Source organism: Ruminiclostridium cellobioparum DSM 1351 = ATCC 15832, from assembly GCF_000621505.1.
GTDB classification, from domain to species: domain Bacteria; phylum Bacillota; class Clostridia; order Acetivibrionales; family DSM-1351; genus Ruminiclostridium; species Ruminiclostridium cellobioparum.
The window spans coordinates 37026-54755 of sequence record NZ_KK211289.1 but is presented as its reverse complement, the minus strand read 5'-3'; the positions used below and the strand labels follow the sequence as shown (position 1 = coordinate 54755).

The 17730-nt window shown below is 40.9% G+C and carries 12 protein-coding genes; 7 read left to right on the top strand and 5 right to left on the bottom strand.

From position 1 onward, the window contains the following. The 3 genes from nagA to T344_RS0119660 all read left to right on the top strand — a co-directional run bounded on the left by nagA (window position 1) and on the right by T344_RS0119660 (window position 4687). Entirely contained in the window at window positions 1-1206 is a 1206-nt protein-coding gene (nagA, locus tag T344_RS0119670; protein WP_027630092.1) for an N-acetylglucosamine-6-phosphate deacetylase, read from the top strand. Between the two features lie 32 nt (window positions 1207-1238). Further along, window positions 1239-3080, top strand: a complete 1842-nt coding sequence (locus T344_RS0119665; protein WP_027630091.1) for a family 20 glycosylhydrolase — start codon at window positions 1239-1241, stop codon at window positions 3078-3080. A gap of 209 nt (window positions 3081-3289) precedes the next feature. Further along, the gene (locus T344_RS0119660) at window positions 3290-4687 is read left to right on the top strand and encodes an MATE family efflux transporter (protein WP_027630090.1); all 1398 of its coding nucleotides are present in this window, start codon (window positions 3290-3292) and stop codon (window positions 4685-4687) included. Window positions 4688-4778: 91 nt separating this feature from the next. Here the strand turns inward: T344_RS0119660 and T344_RS0119655 are convergent, their stop codons facing one another. The 3 genes from T344_RS0119655 to T344_RS0119645 all read right to left on the bottom strand — a co-directional run bounded on the left by T344_RS0119655 (window position 4779) and on the right by T344_RS0119645 (window position 8005). Beyond that, window positions 4779-5624, bottom strand: a complete 846-nt coding sequence (locus tag T344_RS0119655; protein ID WP_027630089.1) for a carbohydrate ABC transporter permease — start codon at window positions 5622-5624, stop codon at window positions 4779-4781. A 19-nt stretch (window positions 5625-5643) separates the two neighbouring features. Continuing rightward, on the bottom strand, window positions 5644-6573 hold the full coding sequence (locus tag T344_RS0119650; protein WP_242842114.1) for a carbohydrate ABC transporter permease: 930 nt from the start codon (window positions 6571-6573) through the stop codon (window positions 5644-5646). 106 nt (window positions 6574-6679) lie between these two features. Further along, window positions 6680-8005, bottom strand: coding sequence for an ABC transporter substrate-binding protein (locus tag T344_RS0119645; protein WP_051572078.1), 1326 nt, complete (start codon window positions 8003-8005; stop codon window positions 6680-6682). 194 nt (window positions 8006-8199) lie between these two features. On the opposite strand from T344_RS0119645, the gene T344_RS0119640 reads away from it, so the two are divergent. Next, window positions 8200-9948: a sensor histidine kinase gene (locus T344_RS0119640; protein WP_027630086.1), complete on the top strand. Its 1749-nt coding sequence runs from the start codon at window positions 8200-8202 to the stop codon at window positions 9946-9948. Then, on the top strand, window positions 9929-11524 hold the full coding sequence (locus T344_RS0119635; RefSeq protein ID WP_027630085.1) for a response regulator: 1596 nt from the start codon (window positions 9929-9931) through the stop codon (window positions 11522-11524). The genes T344_RS0119640 and T344_RS0119635 overlap by 20 nt, the downstream gene beginning before the upstream one ends. A gap of 111 nt (window positions 11525-11635) precedes the next feature. Here T344_RS0119635 and melA read toward each other — a convergent pair whose 3' ends face one another. Together melA and T344_RS0119625 are read right to left on the bottom strand one after the other, a co-directional pair. After that, window positions 11636-13144, bottom strand: a complete 1509-nt coding sequence (melA, locus tag T344_RS0119630) for an alpha-glucosidase/alpha-galactosidase (RefSeq protein WP_027630084.1) — start codon at window positions 13142-13144, stop codon at window positions 11636-11638. A gap of 122 nt (window positions 13145-13266) precedes the next feature. Then, window positions 13267-14163 carry an AraC family transcriptional regulator gene (locus T344_RS0119625; protein WP_027630083.1) on the bottom strand — a complete coding sequence of 299 codons (897 nt, stop codon included), beginning with the start codon at window positions 14161-14163 and terminating at the stop codon, window positions 13267-13269. 208 nt (window positions 14164-14371) lie between these two features. Here T344_RS0119625 and T344_RS0119620 point away from each other — a divergent pair, with 208 nt between their 5' ends. Continuing rightward, window positions 14372-15913: a response regulator transcription factor gene (locus tag T344_RS0119620; protein ID WP_162178049.1), complete on the top strand. Its 1542-nt coding sequence runs from the start codon at window positions 14372-14374 to the stop codon at window positions 15911-15913. Further along, window positions 15891-17681: a sensor histidine kinase gene (locus tag T344_RS0119615; RefSeq protein ID WP_027630081.1), complete on the top strand. Its 1791-nt coding sequence runs from the start codon at window positions 15891-15893 to the stop codon at window positions 17679-17681. Before T344_RS0119620 ends, T344_RS0119615 begins: the two co-directional genes overlap by 23 nt. Window positions 17682-17730 lie beyond the last annotated feature (49 nt).

Sequence of the window (17730 nt, the reverse complement as noted above, 5' to 3'; positions counted from 1 at the left end):
ATGGATAGAGTAAAAATTTTTAACTGTAGGATCATAACCCCCTGCAGGATGCTTGAGAGAGGCACTATTGTCATTGAAAACGGATGCATATCGTATGTCAGCGAAAAAGATGTGCCTGCAGAAGATGCGGTTGTAATAAATGCATACGGCAATTATGTGGCTCCAGGCTTTATTGACATCCATACTCATGGGGGCGGAGGGTATGACTTTATGGATGCCACTGTGGAAGCTTATCTTGGGGCTGCCGAAGTACATGCGCAGTACGGAACCACATCTATTGTACCTACCACTCTTACCTGCACCAATGAAGAGCTCCGCCGATCCTTTGAAGCATTCAGGAAAGCAAAGGCCATAAACCGCAAAGGTGCCGATTTGATAGGAATACACCTGGAAGGTCCGTATTTTTCACCGGAACAGAAAGGGGCGCAGGACCCCAGATATATCAGAAAACCTTTGAAAGAAGAGTATGAGAGGATTTTTGAATGGAGTGACGACATTGTTCGCTGGAGTGCCGCACCTGAAATTGAAGGGGCGATGGAGTTTTGCAGATATGCCAGGAAAAAAGGGGCCCTAATGTCCATAGGGCATTCTGATGCCATAGGTGAAGAGGTGGCAGAGGCCTTTGAAAATGGCTTTACACATGTAACCCATTTGTATTCGGCCATGTCAGGCGTAAAGAGGATCAATGGGCTGCGGGTTTCAGGAGTTATTGAGAGTGCTTTCCTCATAGATGAAATGACGGTGGAGGTAATAGCCGACGGCATACATATTCCGCCTGACCTGTTAAAGCTGGTATATAAAATAAAGGGACCTTCCCGGACAGTGCTGGTTACCGATTCCATGCGTGCGGCAGGTATGGGTGAAGGACCAAGCATACTTGGAAGCTTAAGGGATGGTGTGGAGGTTATTGTTGAGGACGGGGTTGCCAAGCTGCCCGGCCGGAAAGCTTTTGCAGGCAGCGTTGCCACAGCCGACAGGCTTGTCAGGACAATGGTAAAATCGGCAGGAGTACCGCTGGTCGATGCAATCAGTATGATTACGGCCACGCCGGCCAAAGTTATAGGGATAGATGATAAAAAAGGCAGTCTGGCAGCAGGAAAGGCTGCTGATATTGTCATATTTGACCAGGATATAAATATACTGACAACAATTGTAAAAGGTAAAACAGTATATGAAAGAGAACAGCCACCGGTCAAATTGGCGTAATGTAATAATATTAAAATATAAGGGGTGGATTCATGAATATAATACCCAGACCCAAAAAAGTCAGTGAAGGCAGAACTTTGCCCGAAGGAATTCATTCGGAAAAGAAGATATATACAAATATAAGCGGCTTTGTGCTGGAGTATGCAGCAGCCCAATTAAACCTGGAGGCTATACCAAAAGATACGGCAGTATTCCCTTTTATACGGATCTCAGATGAATTTGCTATTGAAACCGGGCAGCTGCCGGAAATATTGCCCGAAAAAGAAGGGGGATATATATTAAAGGTTGATGAACAGGGTGTTGTTATTGCAGCTAAAAGCAGCAAAGGGTTGTTTTATGGAATACAGACCTATCTGCAGCTGGAGCAGCAGGACTGCAATAAGGAGCTGGAAATAACAGACTGGCCCGATAATGATATCAGAGGCTTTCATTTGGAAACAAGGTTTGGTATCCCCAAATTTGAAAGGATACTGGAAATAATAGATGAACTGTGCAGGTACAAATTCAACACAATTTTGATGGAGCTGGAAGATAAGTTTCCCTATGAAAAGGTTGGAGGTATAACCTCGGCAAATGCACTGGACAAGAATCAATTAAGTGAAATAGTCAGGTATGCCAATGACCGGTTCATTGAAATAATTCCCCTGCAGCAGACCCTTGGGCATGTGGAATACATACTTAAAAATGACCGCTATTATGCCTTGAGGGAAGTCAGGGACAACAGGGCTAATCCGGAATTCCCCTTTTCCTTGAATGTCATTGGCAGTCTTTCCTTCAACGATATTGACGAGTTTTGCCCCTCAAATGAAGAAGCATACCGGTTAATTGAAAAAATGTGCAGGGAAATGGCAGAGAAATATCCTTCAAGCAAGTATATTCATGTCGGGTGTGACGAAGCATGGAATTTGCTCCATTGTGAAACCTGCAGGAAAAAGTATGGGAAGGAAGGCTTCAACAAAATTTTCCTGGAACATACAAACCGCATGGCCGGGTTTATAACTTCGCTGAATAAGGTTCCTGTAATCTGGGATGATATGCTTCGGGGGTTTTCAAAGGAAGACTTTGAACTACTGGACAAAAATATAGTAATAATGTGCTGGCTGTATTACGACGGAGATTATGAAAAAGGTGCGGCACTGATTAAAAAATATCGGGAATCCGGCTTCAAAGTAATAGGAGCTTCATCTGCAAAATGCTGTGAGGGTATGAGTTCCGATTACCTGGATATGCCCAATATGAAAGACCGCCTTATAAACATAAAGGATTGGAGCAGATTGTCGGCAGAACTTGATTTGATGGGGGTAATAACCACTGTCTGGTCGAATTATACGGGTACAATTGCGCCGCCTCATCCTTTCTTTGATACCATGTGGTATCCTATTGTATATTCGGCAGAAAGGTATTGGAATGCTGGGGCGGATAGCTCTGATTTTGAAAAGAGATTTCTGGAAAATTATTTTGGGGTGGAAGGGATGGAAGACTGCTTCGGAAGTGAGAATGAAGCAGTGTATGAAAAGACCGCCAGCATTGCTGAAAACTGTAAAAGGAATAATTATGTTGCCCGGGTTTATAAATTTATGTCACTGCTGTCGGTATACAGGCAAAAATCTATGGCCGTATACAGGGAGCTGTACAAGTTATTCGACGGCTCATCAAAAAGAGAAAAAGATATTGCAGTCAGGAAGGTCAAGGAGCTGGAAACAATGCGGGAATACCTGAAGCCGGAAATTTCGAAACTGATTGGCAGATACTACAATGAAGCCGATACGAAAGAATTTGTTAATTCAAGGTTTTATATGGATGAATTTATTATTAAAAGTTTGCCTTTTTTTACTGATGATTCATATTGCGGGACCCTGTTCAGGCAGACCTGACATGGGGATAAAACCTACTTGTAAATATAAAAAATAGATAGTATACTAACAGTTAGGACGCAAATAGTTAGAATTCTAATTATATGCGTCCTAACTATTCACATAATACATTTGAGCCCGCAAAATAATGGGCTTCCAGGTATTTCTGATAGAATATCATAAAAATATTGTTAACTAATTTAAAATATTAAATTGGAAGAGGAATAAGAATGGATAATACAAAGAGACTGGGAGAAGAAAACATACTAAAACTTTTAATGCAATTTTCCATACCCTCAATTGTTGGAATGCTGGTAAGCGCACTCTACAACGTGGTGGACAGGATTTTCATCGGAAACAGCTCAGGGCCCCTCGGACTGGCAGGGATCACCATAGGCTTTCCCATCATGATAATCCAGATGGCCTTTGGCGGACTTATAGGACTTGGTGCTACTGCCATGGTTTCCATTAGGCTTGGACAAAAGAAAAAAGATGAAGCTGAATTGATCATGGGAAATGCAGTTATACTCCTTGGGATAATTTCTGTTATTGTAACGGCAGTGGGGCTTATCTTCATGGATCCCATTCTGAGAGTATTCGGAGCAAGTGATGAGGTGCTTCCATACGCGAGAGACTATATGAGCATAATCCTGGCCGGCAGTGTATTCGGCTCTACAAGCTTCGGTATGAATAATTTTATGCGTGCCGAAGGGAAGCCTGCCATTTCAATGCTTACTATGATAATAGGTGTATTCCTTAATGTGCTTTTGGCTCCGCTGTTTATTTTTGTATTCGGTTGGGGAATGAAGGGAGCGGCACTGGCTACAATAGTGTCTCAGGCTGTTTCTGCTACCTGGATTATGTCTCATTTCATCCTGGGTAAAAGCACTTTAAAGCTTAAAAAGGTAAATTTGCGTCTGAAGTTTGATATAGTAAAAGGCATCTTTTCTATCGGAATAGCACCTTTTTCAATGCAGGTTGCACAATGCGCCTTATCAGCCATTTTAAACTTAAGGCTCGGAGCTTATGGCGGAGACATCGCCATATCGGGAATGGGTGTAGTGAACAGCCTCATGACCCTGGTGGTCATGCCGGTATTGGGACTAAATCAGGGTGCACAGCCTATTATAGGCTATAACTACGGAGCAGAAAACTATGACAGAGTAAAAAAGGTACTGAAAATTGCCGTTATCGGGGGAACCATAATTACAACTTCAGGATTTATCATCACACGCTTGCTGCCGACCCAGCTCGTTGGTCTTTTTAGCAGTGACAGGGAGCTGATTTCCTTCGGCAGCCATGCTATAGTGATGTTTATGCTGTTTTTCCCTGTTGTGGGTTTCCAGGTTATCGGTTCGGGTTATTTCCAGGCGGTGGGAAAACCTGTAAAGTCCATGGTGCTCAGCCTTTCAAGGCAGGTGCTTGTGCTGATTCCGGCTCTGCTGATACTGCCGTATTTCTTTGAAATGAATGGAATACTTGCGGCCGGACCTTTATCGGATTTAATATCATTTATCATAACCGGAATCTGGCTGTCGTTTGAACTTAAATATTTAAACCGGAAGCAGCTGCAAAAAAAAGAGCAGGAAACGGTAATATACAATAAGGTTTCCATAGAAGAAAGTTGATCAAATGGTAACTCCCGTACCATTTGATTCCAATTAAATTTATCTGTAAAGCAAACTAAAATTTCAATTGGCCCAATATGTACATCCAGTTCTATCCCTTTACCGACCCGCTTAACAAACCTGACATATAATATTTCTGAAGGAACAGGAAAATAACCGTAACCGGCAGTACCGCCAGCACCGAGGTTGCCATCAGGCCGCCCCAATCTGTTATGTTCGCACCTCTGTACAGCATAATTGCAGGTGTAATGGTTTTAAACTTATCAACAGAAATAAAAGTGTAACCGAACATGAACTCGTTCCAGGCACTTATAAATGCATACAATCCGGTTGATATGATACTCGGGATTGAAACAGGGATAATTATTGTGAATATGGTTTTCAGCTTACCGCAGCCGTCCACCTCCGCAGCCTCCTCAAGTGAATAGGGGATGGTATCAAAAAAGCTGCTCATCATGAAAGTACATAACGGAATGACAAAGGTCGTATACGCTAAAATAAGTGAATAGTAGGAGTCCAGCAGCTTAAATTTCTGCATAATCAGATACAGGGGAACCAAAAGCAGGACTCCTGGAACCATCTGGGATACAAGCATACCTATATGCGTAACTTTTACGTACTGCTGTCTGGAATACCTGCTCAGGGCATAACCTGCAAAAATTGCTATCACTAACGAAATAAGAGTTGAAAACACCGATACTACCAGGCTGTTTTTCATGAAGCCCACAAAGCCTGTATCAAATAAAACCTTTATAAAATTTTCAAACGTAGCATTTTTTATATAAAACGTCGGATTGGCCGTTCTGATTTCCGCTTTTGGTTTTAAAGCTGATATTACCATCCAAACGAATGGGAACAGGCAGTATATTGAAAATAAAGCCAGAGAAAAATAAGTTACAATATGATTGATGCGTGTTTGCTTTTTGCTGTTTAACATATTTCCACCTCCTCAGGTTTTACATTGCTGATTCACTTAACTGGCTGCGTTTCTTATAGTAGAATACAAACAGTACCGTCATAAATATGATCATGATTGTAGACAGTGCGGATGCTGCTCCTACATCAAACAGCTTCATGGAATACCTGTAGATCATAAGAGGCAGGGTTTCGGTGGCGTAATTTGGCCCGCCCTGTGTTAATATCCATATAAAGTCAAAGTTTATAGAAGTCCATATTATGTGAATGAATACCAAAACCAGGGATACTGATTTCAGCTGCGGCAAAGTGATTTTGAAAAATCGTTTAAACATTCCGGCTCCGTCTATGGAGGCTGCTTCCTGGATGTCTGAAGGAATTGACTGTAATGCCGCTAGAATTGAAATAGTATAGTAGGGGAAACTTCTCCATATATTTATAAAAATAACCGATGCCATGGCTATGTTTTTATCGCCTAAAAAGTTTATGGGAGTTTTGATAAAGTGAAAATTAACAAGTAAATTGTTTAATATTCCGAAGTCAGGATTTAATATCCAGCTCCAGGTCATGCCGGCAACTATGATAGGAACAAGCCAGGGTATAAAAATGAATATTCTGAATACAGTCCTTCCTTTAATATCCTGATTGAGTAAAACTGCACTTCCAAGCCCCAGTACATATTCGCCCAGTACTGAAAAAACCGTCCAGACAACAGTATTTATCAGGGCTTGAGTAAAATGTTCGTCTGAAACAACCTTTTTGAAATTGTTTAAGCCTGCAAAACCTGAAAGTGTTTTATTGATAAGATGCGAGTAGGAAAAGCTGTCAAAAACAACTTTTACAAGCGGGTATGCAATCAAGCCAAGCAAAAATATTACTGCCGGCATCAACAGCAGTATTGCTGTGACTTTGCTTCTTTGATCTCTGCTGAGTTTTCTCTTTACTATTTCTGTTTGATTTTTTGACGGCAAAATCGAAAACCCCCTTTATTTAGAAAGTATAATGGGGATTTGTACTGTTAAAAGCAGTATTAACATTACAAATCCCCATTTTTAAGACTTATAATTTAATGGACTATTATTTCTCACTCAATTCATTTGTATCCTTCAACGAGGCATTAATCTGATCGGATAACCAGCTTGCGGCATCGGTAGGGCTCATACCGTCATGCAGTACCTTTGCAACGGAGTCTATCATTGCTTTTGTAACTCCGCCCAGTGTAACAGGAGGGAATATGATACCGTCATTGGCCAGAGCCTTGAAATCCTTGCACCACTTTGAATCGGTTGATACGTCGCTTCTTGGTGATCTGTCTTTAAATGCTGCTTCCTGGAATTCCTTGCTTGCTACGAAAGTGGCTAAATCAAAGGCTTCATCCTGGTTTTTACTGCTGTTGAATATGAACATGGGCTTTACCTCCATGTAGGTAGCGGCTTTTCCGTTTGATGGATAAGGGATGGGGGCTATCTGGACGTCCTTCATGGTATTGGCATTTGTGCTCTCTCTTTCTGCCAGCCAGTTGCCTGATACATACATACCTGTGATTCCTGTGGCGAAGTTTTCATCTGTTTCTTCCCAGCCCCAGGTTTTGGAGTTAGGATCAACAATACCCTTGTCAATCAGATCTTTATAGAATTGGAAAACTTCTGCGGCTTTTTTCAGCTGGTCGGGATTGTCCTTCCAGGTATTTTTGTATTTCCCGTCGGCTTGCAGGGTGGCAATTTCAAGGTCCTTTTGAGCCAGATAGACCAGTAGTTCCTGAGGTGAGCGGACTCCGGTGGCTGCTATGCCGTATGGATATTTTCCGGTTTTCTGTTTATAGTCCCCTAATTTCATAAGGTCATCCCAGGTTTTTGGAACATCTGCACCGGCGCTTGAATTGGTATCGGCGTGAACCAGCAATGCTCTTAAGGTCATTTCATAGGGGATACCTATAACTTTATCACCGACTTTCATGGATTTTACAACTGAATCGTAAAGATTGCTCTTGTCGTTCCAGGCATTGAATTTGTCGGTTAGATTGACCACCAGGTCCATGTTGTTGAATTCTCCGACCCATTCGGGCAGTGCCCAGGCCAGATCAGGTGCGTTTCCGGCAGCGCCTGCCGTAACCAGTTTATCATGCAGCATATCATAAGTAGCAACTGAGTAGTTAATTGTATTGCCTGTTTTCTGCTCCCATTCTTTAAACATAGGCAGGCTTGCCTTTTCGGTGTCGGCACCGGGAGTCCAGGATACCCAATATTCAATCGTTTTACCTTCGCTTTTCGCTGCTGTTCCGGCGGTTGTTGAGCCTGCAGCTGACTGGGTGCCGCTGCTCGCCGTGTTACCGCTGCCGCAGGCGGCAAGAGCTGCAACAAGTGACAGGCTGATAAGTACTGATAGTAACCTTTTCATTTTCATACTGATTTCCTCCTGAAAATATTATTTTTATAAATTCTAAGCAAAGTATAGTGCAATATATATAAAAAACAAATGCGGTAGAGATCGGTTTTTTGTTTAATATTTTCAGATTGTTGTCTGCAATCGTCGATTAGAATAATGATCAATGCTATAATGATGTTAATATTCCGATAGAAAAGACGAGGCGCATCTTGATGAAATCCATAAAAGATTTTAACATACAACAAAAGTTTCTGTTAGCCATGCTGTGCTGTGTCACCATCCCTCTGGTACTTTTATCTGTTTACATAATATACCAAACAGACGAGGTAAAGCAATCAAATTATAACTATGCCCAGGTACAAATACAGGAAAATATGTACCGGAGTCTGGAATACGAAATTGCAAACCTTGATAATGCCGCCTACAATATTTACAGCAATTTTAACTTGCTCAGAGGCATTGCCGATAAGAAAACCAATGCAAATTACTATCTGGTGCATAATGCCATAACAGACATTTTTAATTTATATACGGGTTCCACCAGGAAAAACAACCTGCTGAATGTAAACTTTTATAATTCGGATAATGAGTTGCTTAGCTATTATTTATATTATAGACCTGTTACCCTTAAGGGAAAAATACCCAATAATTATCAGTATTATACCCGTGTTTCGGAAGAAACCGGAGATCACACAAGAATGCTGGTATTTATGGCAGATAGTGATTTTCAGATGGAGGTGGTACGTTATTATTATCCTATAAACTTTAAGGGCAGTTACATCGGCTTTCTTGAATTTACACTTGATGCAAAATCCATTGAGGAGGTCATTGAAAGTTTCAATCAGTTTCACAAGGGAACCTTTTATATTGTAGCCGGCAACGGCCAGATAATGTATAATTCACATATAAGCCGGACAGGGCTGTATTATAAGCAGGTTGCTCCAAACGGAAAAAATGTTGTTGTAAAGCATATTGACAATATAAATTCGGATTTAATATATTTGTACGAAGACAGTCTCTCCACCAGGCTTTCGGTGTATATCACCATTGCGGTTTTATTTCTGACCATCCTTGCCGTAATATACATATCCTATGTTTTAAGCAGAAAAATTACCAGGCCGATAGTTATGCTCAGCCGGAGCATGAACAGCATTAAGCAGCGCAATTACAACAACAAGGTTGAAATAGTCTCAAATGATGAAATAGGTGAGTTGGGCATGATATATAATGAGATGACCGACACAATAAAGTGGTACCTTGAGTATGAGGTTAAATCCAAACTGGACTTCAAGGATGCACAGATAGGGGCTTTACAGGCCCAGATCTCTCCGCATTTCCTGCATAATACGCTTCAGGCCATTTCCAATATGGCAAGCGAAAACAATACCTCCGATATAAATACCATATGTAAATCGCTGAGCGATATGTACCGTTTTAATATGAATATTAACGAAAATTATACCGGGCTGCAGAACGAAATCATGAATGTCCGGAATTATATGCTTATTATTTCCAAAAGGTATAACAATGCAATAAATTTCAAGATAAAAATACCTCCGGCATTCCATTCTTTACAGGTCCCTAAGCTGATACTGCAGCCAACCGTGGAAAATGCCGTGATGCACGGACTGCTTTCTTCGCCTAAAACCGGAAAAAGGCTTGAAATAACTTTTGAATGTGATGGGGAGAATAAGCTGTTATATATTTATGTAAACGATAATGGACGCGGAATAACAGCTGAGGAAGTTTCCCATATAAACAGCAACTTAAGAAATGCAAATTTTGAGGAAAAATATAAAAGCTATGACAGTATAGGCATTTATAACGTTCAAAAAAGAATCAACCTTCTTTGCGGGAAGCAGTATGGTCTACAGATTGACAGTCAGTTGGATATCGGAACTGTAATAACATATACACTACCCTTGATAAGGAGAAACGAAAATGAAAATACTGATTGTTGATGATGACATTACGGTACATAACACTATTAAAGGCCTTATCGAAAAAAACAGCCTGGATTTTGAAATCTCGGGAAATGCTTTTAATGGGGAGGAGGCCTTTGAAATGTTCAAGGAGCAGTCCCCCGACATTATTATAACAGATATGAAAATGCCTGTTTCCGATGGGTTAACCTTTATGAGCTGGGTAAACGCTCTGGAGCATGCCTGTAAAATAATTGTCCTGAGCGGCTATGGGGACTTCTCCTATACCCGGCCTGCCTTTTTGCTCAAAGCAGTTGACTACCTTTTGAAACCTGTTAATGAAATGGATCTCCTGGACATATTGAAGAAAACTGCCCAAAGCCTTCTCAGGGAGCAGCCTGCGAAGGACACAGGCAGCAGATATTCCAGCAAGGGTCTGGAAATGGTTCAGGAGGAATTTCTGAGCGAGATCACCTATAACGATATTGAAGATGAAAATTTTATTATAGTCAAAGCCAATCAGCAAAAGGTGGTTTTACCCGAAGGGAATTATTCCCTGATCGCCATAAAACTTCAAAGTACACAGCAGTGCCTTATAAATAGCTTTAACGGAAATTTGAATGAATTTTACGATTATATCAGGGCATTTATTCATGAACGCTTTACTTTCAGCAAGACTATTGTATTCAGGCAGTTTTACAGGGTAAACGAGTTTGTGATTATTCATACCGCTTCAGACAATGATCAGATAAGAAAATGCTTAAATGAAATATATCATTCTTTAAAAAAGGATATGAACCTGACTGTTACAGCTGGTTCCAGCGGCAGCTTTGAATACCTGGACGGTATGTTTCACGCCTATAGGCAGGCATCTGAAGCTCTAAAAACGACCAAATTCAACAACAGGGAGTTTTTCTGCACATATGGAGACAGCATTTGTTCAAATTCGGAGGAATGGAGGGAGATCAATCTGCTTATGGATTGTATAATTGAGAATAAGAGTATTTATAGTTATCAGGATCTTTTAAACAGACTCCGGTATGTACTGTCTGACGATTATGTAAACAATCTGACCATGGGTGATATGGCTGAAAATATAAGCTGGTTTATTGACAAAGTAAATATTATCCTGCGGTACAGGGAGAAGGAAGATAACTTGCATGAAAAAATCCATACGATAATTGACCGGGTATCAAAGCATTTGGAGCAGTACAATATCAGGAGAGCAATACAATATATTGATGAACTACTGGTTCTTCTGCCGTCTGTTTTGGAAGCCTACAGCTACACTGAACAGCAGTTTAAAGAGGAAATAAAAAAATATATCGATGAACACTACAGGAACGTGACCCTGACAGATATATCCTCGCACTTTTTTCTCAATAAAAACTATTTTTCTACACTGTTTAAAACTCTGACTTCAAAGACTTTCTCGGATTATCTGCTGGAAGTCAGAGTTAAAAAGGCAGCTTACCTTTTGAAAAATACAAATATGAAAATATATGAAGTTTCCCGCGCCGTGGGCTATGACGATTCTCGCTACTTCAGCCAGGTATTCAAAAAAGTGTATGATTTACAGCCAACGGAATACAGAAATTCAGGCAGTAACTTATAGAATAAAATTACTGCCTGAAAAAGAAAGCAGGCACTATCACAGTATTTTACAGACGTATCCATATTTCAATTTTTTTGTTTTGCAGATATTGCCGGCTGTATCCTGTTGTATTTACTTCTTTTCGGCGGGACGTTCCTCCGCTTTGTCTGCGGCACCTGCGTTTCTTTTGGCTGATTCCCTGTCCCGGGCCATTTCCTCCACTGTTTTGGTATGGAGCCTTGCAGCACCTTTATAGCCTTCCTTTACAGGTATGAGGCTGCCGCTCTTCAGCCGTTCTTCGGCCTCGGCTATTGCCTTGCCGTACTGCGGCAGCCACTGCTTCTGAGCCACCAGCATTTCATCGGTCATCTGCCATATTTCATTTGTATTGCATACGGCACCTACCAGCGGGTCAAGCATCATAGCCTGTCGGAGTAATTTATCGTCACCGCTGACAGCTGCCTCCACAGACAGTCTCTGAACAGATATGCTGGCATTGCAGACGGCAGCACAGCCCAGCGGCAAATTACCAACTCTGGGAATATTTATCCCGTTTGCATCAACATAACCCGGAACTTCAACGATGGCGTCATCAGGCAGATTTGAAATAGCACCGTTATTTACCACGTTGAAATGACCTCTGTAAATTCTGCCTGTTTCAAGGCCTTCCACTATGTAAGACCCATGCTCCTTGCTTCTCAGTTCTTCCTTGTATTCAAAGGCGGGTTCCTTCATCCAGTTGGGAAAATCGGTTTCAAACCAGTTTCTTCCCTCGGTTGTAACTCTCAGGTATCCGCCTGTTTCACCGTTTATCCAGCAGCCCAGATCAATCCAGTCCGTTATTTCACCGGGACGCTTTCTGTACCATGGAACGTATTCGCTCAGGTGTCCGTTTGATTCTGTGCTGTAGTAACCGAATCTTTTGAGCATATCTATACGGACTTTTTCAGTAACGGAATATTCCGGATGCTTCTGGAAGGCCTCCAGCAGCTTTCCTGTCAGATCCTCCCCGTTATGCCGGATCTGAATATACCAGGTCTGATGATTGATGCCGGCGCATATGATATCCACTTCCTCCTTCTTAAGTCCGAAAACATTGGCTATCTGCTCATGTCCATGCTGCACGCCATGGCATAGTCCTATGGTTCTGACCCCGCCGTACTTGTTGCAGGCCCAGGTCACCATTGCATTGGGGTTGGCATAATTCAACAGCAGGCATCCGGGTTGGGCAACCTCCCTGATATCCTTGCAAAAGTCAAGAATAGCGACTATTCCCCTCTGCCCATACATGATTCCGCCGGCACACAGAGTATCGCCGACACATTGGTCGACGCCGTATTTCAACGGGATATCAATGTCATGCTGGTATGCTTCAATACCGCCGATTCTTACAACATTGAACACGTACCTTGCATTTTTTACAGCCTCCCGCCTGTCGGCAGTCGCCTGGATTTTTATTTTAAGCCCGTTCTGGTCAATATCCCTCTGACACAGCTGTGTGACCATCTCCAGGTTGTGTTCATTAATATCTGTAAAGGCCACTTCAATATTATTGAATTCCTTTACTGCCAGAATATCCCTTAGCAGTCCTCTGGTAAAGCCTATGCTTCCCGCTCCTATAAAGGCAATTTTAAAAGACATATCATATTCCTCCCACCACAAATTGTTTTAAGAATCCTAAGTTAATTATAAGCAATATACGGTGAGGATGTTTTAAAAATAAAGATCAGTTTGGTGATAGAATGAAAGAAATAGCGACTTTTTTAATTTTTATGATCTTCTCCGAAAAGTTCCACCTCAAAGCTTTTTCTGAATTTTTTAGGAGAAAGGCCGGCAGCCTTTTTAAATACCTGATTGAAGTACTGCCGGCTGCTTATTCCCACAATGTCTGAAATATCAATTATCGGGATATTTGTATTGCGAAGCAGCATTTTTGCTTTTTGTACCCGTATACCGGTCAGGTATTCAATGACAGAAGTTCCTGTGCTCCTTTTGAATATCCTGTTCAGGTAGTCCTCATTAATATTTGAATAGGCCGAAATGTCCTTCAGGCTAATCTTCTTATCATAATTAAGGTTAATAAAGAGCTTTGTTTTGTTGACATAATTGTCGGCAGGAGATTCATTCTTCCTTTTCATTACCGCACCGGAGGTTCTTAAAAGTATTTCATACATCAGAAGAAAAGCCGAAATACTCTGTTCGGAGGATGAGGCACTGAGCTCCACCACCAGGCTTTTTAAAAGCTGGTATACATCTTCATAGTCTTTTAAAATGAAGAAGGGTTCTTTTGCTGCAATGAGCTCCTCCAATTCCTTTGAGTTGTTTACAAACTCTCTGAAGGAAGGCAGGAAGTTCGACTGCTTTGCAAATACAAACTCAATGTTCATCATCATACAGTCCGAATCCCCATTAACTATGAGCTTGTGCGGGACCATCGCATTGATCATAATAAAATCGCCTTTTCTGAAATTAATTTTCTCAGCTTCATAATTTTCAATATAAATCTGGCAGGAGCCCTTGATAACATACATTATCTCAACCCTGTCATGATAATGGAAATCCATTGAATAATTATTCCACCTGCGGAAATAATACGCCTTTACCTCTGGCTGATAGTCCTCATTTATAAGTTTTTGATCATAGATATCATTAAAGCCCATATTAACCTCCAGCTTTATATTACAACATATGCGGTGCGATGTTCAATGCTTTATATCGAAAACGGGGGCAAATCCGCCGAATGTCAAGGTTGCAGGTGACAGTACGGTAATTTCATATTTGTGGTTATTGTTTATTCAATATTAAATGTATATAATTTGTTTAATGTGTATAATAATTTGCGGACAGGCAGGTGGAGATATGTGTAATTTGTATAAAGTATTAATTGTAGAGGATAATGACATAATCCGTGAAGATATTGAACATTTGATTGATTGGACCAAACACGGATATAAACTTGTCACCGGGGCCAAAAACGGCGAAGAGGGACTCGCAATGTTTCACAGATATAATCCCGACATAGTTATTACCGATATCAAGATGCCGGTCATGTCAGGGCTGGAAATGATCGATCAGATACGGAAAACCGGCTCACATGCACAGTTTATTTTGCTCACTGCTTATGAAGAATTTGAATACGCAAAAAAGGCTCTTTATTTGGATGTCCATTCCTATGTACTAAAGCATGAGGTGGATGACGAAATTCTTTTATGTGAACTTGAAAAACAAAAAGCTGCCTTGAACAAAGAAAGAAATATGGGGAGAATTACCAAATCCATGTCTTTGAAGGAATATTTGACGCGGGGAGATATTGTCAGTCAGGGAGTGGATAATTTTTTCAGATGGCATGGCAGAAGTATTGTTATGGTAGTTGAATTGGGGGAAATCCCCGGGAACGGTTTGACGGCATACAAACGTTTGAAGGAAACAACGGAGGCTATGCTGTCTGAATATGAATTTGAGAGTGTGGATATAGGAGCACGGGAGTACGTTATATTTTTGAAGGTGCCTGAATCCTTAAGTGAAGCGCGAAGCCGGGATTTTGTCCGGGCTTTTGTAAAAAAGCAGCAGGACGCTTTCTCGAAGATTCTTGAAGTAAATACTGCTGTGGGGATTGGACCGTATATTTTTCATACGGATAAAATTTTAGACGGATATAAAGTGGCTAAAAAAATTCTCAGGCAAAAAGTTTTTTATAAGGGAGACTGTGTACTTGATATACAGGATATTCCACCTGGCCATGGAAAGGCAGAGGAAGTAAGAGAACTGATAAAAGCCATTAAACAGAATATATCCGGCATGAACAGGGATGTGTTGCACAAGCAGCTTTTAGCATTGTTCACTGATTTACTGGTGCAGTATAAAAGTGTGGAGCTTCTGGACGAATGTGTGCATGAACTTATTTACACGCTGGCCAATGTCCATAATCAAAATGGTCTGGAAAATCTTCATGACCGCCTTGATAATATTATTCTTTGTTCCCGTTCGGGGAATGTTTATGAACTGGTTGAGCTCTACAACGAGGCTATCGGTAAATTGGAAGCGGCACTTATGCCCCAGTACTCAAAAAAAATACGGGATATCATCAAGTATATACATGAGCATTACCAGGAAGAGGTCAATCTTTCCGACTTGTCCAGAAAGCTTGATATCAGTGTGATCTATATCAGTCAATTATTTAAAAGGGAAGTTGGCATGAACTTTTCTTCGTATTTAACCAAGGTACGCATGGACAAGGCCGTGGAATTACTGGAAACCGGAAATTACAAGGTATATGAAGTGAGTGAAATGGTGGGTTATCAGACAATTCAGTATTTCAGTAAAATGTTCAAAAAAGAAACCGGGAAAATGCCCAGTGATTTCGGCCGTTCTATCTGGAGGAGCAAAGATGAGAAGAGAAATGTTCTTTAGAAAAAAAACCAGAATTTTTTTAAGGATTCTGTCTGCGGTTCTATGTGCAATCATTCTCTCTGTGGTAATGTGCAGCCTGGCCATATATTTTTATTTGGAGCCCATAATCAAGCAGTCCATTGTCAATAGCAACCGGGATATGGTCGTTAAAATGTCCCAGCAGGTTTCGGGCAGTTTTGATGAAATTATGGCCTATGCACGCAATATTTCTTTTGATGACACCGTACAGATTTCCTGTGATAATTACCGGATGGAAAACACATATAATTATTATTCCATGGTTCAGAGATTGGAAAAAAAGCTTAAGGAATATGTAATTTTAAGAGATAATATTGTTTATGATATGTTTGTTACCGATTGCTACGATCAAGTTTTAGAATTAAATCATACCTACTCCGATTTATTGAAGCAGCCCATCTATAAAGGTTTTCTGGAAAGTTCGCAAAATGGTTTTACCTCAATACATAATGTGAGGTACAACAGCTCAGGCGGTGAGTGGAAAGCCATTGCATATATCAATAACATATACAGCAAGCAGCCTTCCTATAAACACATCGGCAAGCTTATCGTACTTGTCAGGTACAGCGAGCTTGTACAGCCAATCGTATTTGATAAAAGCTCCGGAATTGAGATTGAACTTCATGACAATCTGGGCAACACAATATACAGCAGCAGCATGGAAAAAAATCTTGAATCGGAACTGAAACAGTTCGGTGCTGAAACCAATTTTTTTCAAAACCGCCAGAATTATTATTTCAAGGATAAGGTGGGAACGGATGGATGGTACGTGGTATACTCCATCTCAAGTCATAAGATAAGCGAATCCTTTAACAAAATTAATAAGATTATCCTTGGAATCGTGATTATTTGTCTTATAATCATGCTGTCGGTCATCAGTAAAATTGTTTCCAATATAGTTGTACCTCTCGAGACGCTGGTAAAGGGAATGCAGAGGGTTTCCAGGGGCAGCAGGAACGAGCATATATCCCTGAGCACAGGAGATGAAATTGAGGAGGCGGCCCTGGTTTTCAATAAAATGGTTGAAGATATAGACCGGCACACCCAGGAGCTGATTACAAGTGAGAAAAAGGAACATGAGACGCAAATCAAAATGCTGCTCTATCAAATCAATCCGCATTTTATCTACAATACGCTTAATTGTATTATTTGTCTTGCACGGCGTGAAGATTTCGGCAATATCATCAGGCTGACCAAAACCTTTATCATGCTGCTGAGATCAATGCTGAGGGTGAATCCCCAGTCAATGACCACACTGAAAAATGAAATGGAGTATATCAATAATTATGTGGGTGTTTTGCAGTTCAGCTATAACAAGATACCAAACGTCGTGTGGAATGTTGACCAAGAGCTTCTTGACATGGAACTGCCCAGAATGATCTGTTATCCCCTGGTGGAAAACAGTATTTTCCATGGGATTGTTCCATCACAGCAAAAATGCGGTGTTACGGTACATTGCCACCGGACGGGAAACTGCGTTACCCTGTGTGTGGAGGATAACGGACGCGGATTCTCACAGGAAGAGCTTGAGCTTTTGAAAAGAAAGCTCAGAACACCCGATGATGAGAGCGGTCATATCGGACTTTCCAATGTTAACAGCAGATTGCAGTTGATTTATGGCAGTTCCTCCTCCTTAAAAATTGAAAGCGAATTTCAGAAAGGCACAAAGGTTTCTTTTTCATTTTTTTGCAATGCCGCCAGTGTTGATATAACTAAAACGGAAGGGATACACGAAGAAATTCTGAATTGATAATTTCTGTTATGGGGTTTAAAAATGTATAAATTTTAATATTTTTGTT